Origin of the sequence: Streptomyces sp. NPDC047072, from assembly GCF_040643855.1 — a bacterium.
Taxonomy (GTDB): Bacteria; Actinomycetota; Actinomycetes; order Streptomycetales; family Streptomycetaceae; genus Streptomyces.
In genome coordinates, this window is the sequence record NZ_JBEYVC010000314.1 from 1 (window position 1) to 5,938 (window position 5,938).

Below are 5,938 nucleotides of genomic sequence, written 5' to 3' on the forward strand. Positions count from 1 at the left end.
GCGGCCGCGTGCCTCCCCTGCGGGGCCGGCTCGGACCCGGGCGCGGGCGCGTACGGCGGGGTGTGGCGGGACGCGCCCGACTCCATGATCGCCACGAACGGGTGAATGGCGGGCACGCGCCCGCTGACGTTCCCGACGTCGGAGGAGCCCAGGAACACGCCCGTCTCCGGCGGTGTCAGCTCGATGCCGGTCTGTGCCAGGTGCCGCGCGAACCGGTCGGACAGGACCCTGCTGTCGCGGAAGTGCTCGTAGCGGGGCGTGGCGCGCTCCACCGTGACCGTGGTGCCGGTCGCCCGGGCCACCCCCTGGGCGCAGGTGAGCAGTTCCCCGGCGAGGTCCTCCAGCGCGGCCGTCGTCAGGGCCCGCAGCCCGAACAGGCCCTCCGCGTAATCGGGGACGATGTTGGTCGCCCGCCCGCCGTCCGTGACAATGCCCTGCACATGGGAGCCCTCGGGCAGCCGCCGCCCCACCACGGCAAGGGTGTTGAACAGCTGTACGAGCGCGGCGAGGGCGTCGATCCCCTCGGTGGGGTTGCCGGTCGGATGCGCTGCCCGTCCGTGGAACCCGACCCGGTACTGCGCCTGCGCGGTCAGGGTCGCCCACTGCCAGTTGTGCACACCGGGGTGGAACATCAGCGCCGCGTCGACGTCGTCGAAGACCCCCGCGTCGGTCTCTGCGACCTTGCCCCCGCCGCCCTCCTCGGCGGGCGTCCCGACGGCCCACACCGTGCCGGCGTCCCTGGGGAGCACGGCACGGGCGGCGAGGGCGGCGCCGAGACCGGCGGCGGCGACGAGGTTGTGCCCGCAGGCGTGGCCGAGGCCCGGGAGGGCGTCGTACTCCAGCAGGAGCGCCACCGCGGGCCGGGCCCGCTTTCCGGAGCGGGCGGTGAAGGCGGTGGGCAGTCCGGCGACGTCCCGCTGCACCGTGAACCCGGCCCATTCGAGTTCCCCGCACAGCAGTGCCGCGGCCCGGTGCTCCTCGAAGGCGTACTCGGGGTCGGCGTGCAGCATCCGTGCCATGTCCCAGAGCCGGTCCGCGCGGGCGGCCACCTCCGCGGGCACCCGTGCGAGCACCTCGTCCACGGCATCGGTCACAGCGGCCTCCCGTAAGTGTCGTACGCCTGTGTCCTGATGCGGGTTCCCCGCCCCGGCCCCGGGGACACCGCTGACCGGCGGCGTTAGCCGGGCGGGGGCCGGGGTACTCAGGAGCGCGTCGAGGGGAGTCGCCATGAAGCACGCGGCGGACCGGATCGCCGATCCCTGGGGCGACCGCACGCCCCACCGGCGCCATGGGGAATGGCCCGCCAGGGTGGACTCCTACCTCGCCGACGGCCTGGACCCCGGGGCGGTGCAGCGGTGGGTGCGGGCGGCGTCGCTGCTGCACTCCGGCGGTGACGCCATGGACATCGCCGTCACGGACGGGCGGATGGTCGGGGTGCGCGGCCGGGAGACCGACCGGGTCAACCGGGGCAGGCTCGGACCCAAGGACCTGTTCGGCTGGCAGGCGAACGCCTCCGAGGACCGGCTGACCATGCCTCTCGTACGACGGGACGGGCATCTGGTCGAGACGGACTGGGACACGGCGATGGAGCGGGTCGTCGCCCGCACCCGGGAGCTGCTCGACGAGCGCGGGCCCGGCTCGATCGGCTTCTACACCAGCGGGCAGCTGTTCCTGGAGGAGTACTACACGCTCGCGGTGCTCGCCCGGGCCGGCATCGGCACCAACCACCTCGACGGCAACACGCGGCTGTGCACGGCGACCGCCGCCGAGGCGCTGAAGGAGTCGTTCGGCTGCGACGGGCAGCCGGGCAGCTTCGACGACTTCGACCACGCCGACGTGATCGCCCTGTTCGGGCACAACATGGCCGAGACGACGACCGTGCAGTGGGCGCGCGTCCTGGACCGGCTGGCGGGCACCGACCCGCCGCGGCTGCTGTGCGTGGACCCTCGTCCGACCCCGGTGGCCCGGTATGCGTCGGTGCACCTCGCACCGCGTGTCGGCACCAATGTGGCGCTGCTGAACGCCCTGCTGCACGAGACGATCCGGCACGACCGGGTCGACCACGACTTCGTCGACGCGCACACGGTCGGCTTCGACGAGCTGGCCGAGCGGGTCGCCGACTGCACCCCCGAATGGGCCGCCGGCATCTGCGACGTCCCGGCCGCCCGGATCGCCGAGGCGGCCGAGCTGGTCGGCACGACGGACGCCCTGCTGTCCACCGTGCTCCAGGGCTTCTACCAGGCACACCAGGCCACCGCCGCCTCGGTGCAGGTGAACAACCTGCACCTGGTCCGGGGCATGCTGGGCCGCCCGGGCGCGGGCGTCCTCCAGATGAACGGCCAGCCCAGCGCGCAGAACACCCGCGAGTGCGGCGCCGACGGCGACCTGCCGGGCTTCCGGAACTGGCAGAACGAGGACCATGTCGCCGACCTCGCGAAGGTGTGGAACGTCGAGCCCTCGAAGATCCCGTACTACGCACCGCCCACACACGCGATGCAGATGTTCCGCTACGCCGACCAGGGCTCGCTGCGGATGCTGTGGATCAGCGGTACCAACCCGGCCGTCTCGCTGCCCGAACTCGCCCGGATCCGCGCCGTGTTGGGCCAGGAACGGCTCTTCACGGTCGTACAGGATCTGTATCCGACGGAGACCGCGCGCCTCGCCGACGTCGTCCTGCCCGCCGCGACCTGGGGTGAGAAGACCGGCACCCTCACCAACGCCGACCGCAACGTCCATCTGTGCGAGAAGGCGGTCGAGCCGCCCGGCGAGGCCAGGAGCGACCTGGAGATCTTCCTGGACTTCGCGCGCCGGATGGACTTCCGCGACAAGGACGGCGGCCCGCTGATCGGCTGGCGCTCGCCCGAGGAGGCGTTCGAGGCATGGCAGCGGTGCAGCGCCGGCCGTCCCTGTGACTACACCGGACTGTCGTACGACCGCCTCCGCGGCGGCAGCGGCATCCAGTGGCCCTGCACCGACGACACGCCCGAGGGCACCGCGCGCCTGTACACGGACGGCATCTCCTGGGCCCACCCGGACGTCTGCGAGAGCTACGGTAAGGACCTGGAGACCGGGGCGTCGGTGGACCCGGTGGAGTACCGGTCCCTCAACCCGGACGGCAAGGCGGTGATCAAGGCCGCGGGGTACATCGAACCGCACGAGATGCCCGACGAGCGGTACCCCTTCCAGCTCACGACCGGCCGCACCCTCTACCACTTCCACACGCGCGCCAAGACCGGCCGTGTGGCCCAGCTCGACGAGGCGGCGCCCGAGGTGTGGGCGGAGATCTCCACGGCGGACGCGGCACGGCTCGGCCTGGGCGAGGGCGATCTGGCCCGGATCGCCACTCCGCGCGGCGCGCTTGAGGCGCGGCTGCGGGTGCCCGCTGCATCGCCTTGCGGGCCCGCGGGGTGTCGCGGGCGTCGTGGTAGGCGATGGCCAGGCGGAACCAGCTGCGCCAGTCGTCGGGGGCCGCCTCGGTCTCGGCCTTGCGCTTGGCGAAGACCTCGTCGGCCGAGTCGCGGTCGATACGGCCGCTGGGCGTGCGCCTCAACTCGTCGACGGGGAGGCCGCCTTCGGCGTCCAGCTCGGCGGCGAGCGCGTTGGCGCGGCGGACGAACTCGGTGTTCTTCCACAGGAACCACACGCCGATCACCGGCAGGATCAGCACCGCGACCCCGAAGGTGACCGTCAGCAGGGTGCCGGACTGGATGAGCATGACGCCGCGGCTGCCGACCAGCACGAAGTAGACGAGCAGGACGGCGGCCGTGACGGCGTAGGTCAGCTTGGCGCGCATGACGGTGTCAGCCCAGGTCCAGGAAGTGTTCCAGGCCGAAGGTGAGGCCGGGAGTGGTGACCACGCGGCGGGCGCCGAGGAGGATGCCCGGCATGAAGCTGCTGTGGTGGAGGGAGTCGTGGCGGATGGTCAGGGTCTCGCCCTCGCCGCCCAGCAGGACCTCCTGGTGGGCGAGGAGGCCGCGCAGCCGGACGGAGTGGACGGGGATGCCGTCGACGTCCGCGCCGCGCGCGCCGTCCAGGGCCGTCTCGGTGGCGTCCGGCGCGGGGGCCGTGCCCGCCTCGGCGCGGGCCGCGGCGATGAGCTGGGCGGTGCGACTGGCGGTCCCCGAAGGCGCGTCGACCTTCTTCGGGTGGTGCAGCTCGATGACCTCGACCGACTCGAAGTAGGGCGCCGCGATCTGCGCGAACTTCATGTTCAGGACGGCCCCGATGGAGAAGTTGGGCGCGATGAGGACGCCGATCGCCGGGGACTTCGACAGCCAGCCCTCCAGCTGCGCGAGGCGCTCGTCGGTCCAGCCCGTCGTACCGACGACGGCGTGGATGCCGTGGCCGACGCAGTACTCGAGGTTCTCCATCACCGAGGCGGGCGTGGTCAGTTCGACGGCGACCTGGGCGCCCGTCCCGGCGAGGGTCTCCAGCTTGTCGCCCCGGCCGAGAGCGGCGACCAGTTCCATGTCCTCGGCGGCCTCTACGGCCCGTACGGCCTCGGAACCGATCCGGCCCTTGGCACCGAGGACCGCCACGCGCAGCTTGCTCATCTTCTTGCTTCCTTAACCAGAACAGCCGAAATGGACAGGGGTCAGGCCACAGCCTCGTGCAGCCGGGCCGCCTGCTTGTCCTTGAGCGGGCCGATGACCGACAGCGACGGGCGCTGTCCCAGGATCTCGCGGGCGACCGCGCGGACGTCGTCCGGGGTGACCGCCGCTATCCGGGTCAGCATGTCGTCGACGGACATCTGCTCGCCCCAGCACAGCTCGCTCTTGCCGATGCGGTTCATCAGCGCGCCGGTGTCCTCCAGGCCGAGGACCGTGGAGCCCCGGAGCTGGCCGACCGCGCGGGCGATCTCGTCGTCCGGGAGACCGTGGGCCGCGACCTGGTCGAGTTCGTCGCGGCAGATCTTCAGGACGTCGTGGACCTGCGAGGGCCGGCAGCCGGCGTAGACGCCGAAGAGTCCGCAGTCGGCGAAGCCGGAGGTGTAGGAGTACACGCTGTAGGCCAGGCCGCGCTTCTCGCGGACCTCCTGGAAGAGCCGCGAGGACATACCGCCGCCGAGGGCGGTGTTGAGCACGCCGAGGGCCCAGCGGCGGTCGTCCGTGCGGGCGAGGCCGGGCATGCCGAGGACCACATGCGCCTGCTCGGTCTTGCGGCCGACCAGTTCGACGCGGCCCGCTGTGCGCAGGGCGCGGCTGCCGTCGCGCGGGGCGATCGGGAGGGCGTCGGCGTTCTTGAGGGCGCCCGCCTTCTCGAAGGCCGCGCGGACCTGTCGTACGACCTTGTTGTGGTCGACGTTGCCCGCGGCCGCGACCACCAGGTGGGTGGGGTCGTAGTGCTTCTTGTAGAAGCGGCGGATGCGGTCGGCGGTCAGGGCGTTGACGGTGTCGACGGTGCCGAGGACCGGGCGGCCGAGGGGGTTGTCGCCGAACATGGTCTGCGCGAACAGGTCGTGCACGCAGTCGCCCGGGTCGTCCTCGGTCATGGCGATCTCTTCGAGGATGGCGCCGCGCTCGACGTTGACGTCCTCTTCGAGGATCAGGGAGCCCGTGAGCATGTCGCAGACGACGTCGATGGCGAGCGGCAGGTCGGCGTCGAGCACGCGCGCGTAGTAGCACGTGTACTCCTTGGCCGTGAAGGCGTTCATCTCGCCGCCGACCGCGTCGATGGCGGAGGAGATGTCCAGGGCGCTGCGTTTCTGCGTGCCCTTGAAGAGGAGGTGCTCCAGATAGTGCGTGGCGCCGTTCAGGGACGGCGTCTCGTCGCGGGAGCCGACGTGGGCCCAGATGCCGAAGGTCGCGGAGCGGACCGAGGGGAGGGTCTCGGTGACGATGCGCAGGCCGCCGGGGAGGGTGGTCTTGCGGACCGTGCCGATGCCGTTCTCGCCCTTGATCAGGGTTTGGGTACGGGCGACGGGCCGCGCCCCCAAGGA

At 72.1% G+C, this 5,938-nt stretch carries 4 protein-coding genes; 1 reads left to right on the forward strand and 3 read right to left on the reverse strand.

Annotated elements, in window-relative coordinates:
* Nucleotides 1-1,094: amidohydrolase (locus ABZ896_RS51835; RefSeq protein WP_360946228.1), on the reverse strand; the 1,094-nt coding region annotated here is incomplete at its 3' end.
* Between the two features lie 133 nt (nucleotides 1,095-1,227).
* Between ABZ896_RS51835 and ABZ896_RS51840 the strand changes: the two genes are divergently transcribed.
* Nucleotides 1,228-3,684: a nitrate reductase gene (locus ABZ896_RS51840; protein ID WP_360946231.1), complete on the forward strand. Its 2,457-nt coding sequence runs from the start codon at nucleotides 1,228-1,230 to the stop codon at nucleotides 3,682-3,684.
* 116 nt (nucleotides 3,685-3,800) lie between these two features.
* On the opposite strand, the gene dapB is transcribed toward ABZ896_RS51840, so the two are convergent.
* Nucleotides 3,801-4,553: a 4-hydroxy-tetrahydrodipicolinate reductase gene (gene dapB / locus ABZ896_RS51845; protein WP_360946234.1), complete on the reverse strand. Its 753-nt coding sequence runs from the start codon at nucleotides 4,551-4,553 to the stop codon at nucleotides 3,801-3,803.
* Nucleotides 4,554-4,594: 41 nt separating this feature from the next.
* Entirely contained in the window at nucleotides 4,595-5,935 is a 1,341-nt protein-coding gene (locus ABZ896_RS51850; protein ID WP_360946237.1) for a pitrilysin family protein, read from the reverse strand.
* Nucleotides 5,936-5,938 lie beyond the last annotated feature (3 nt).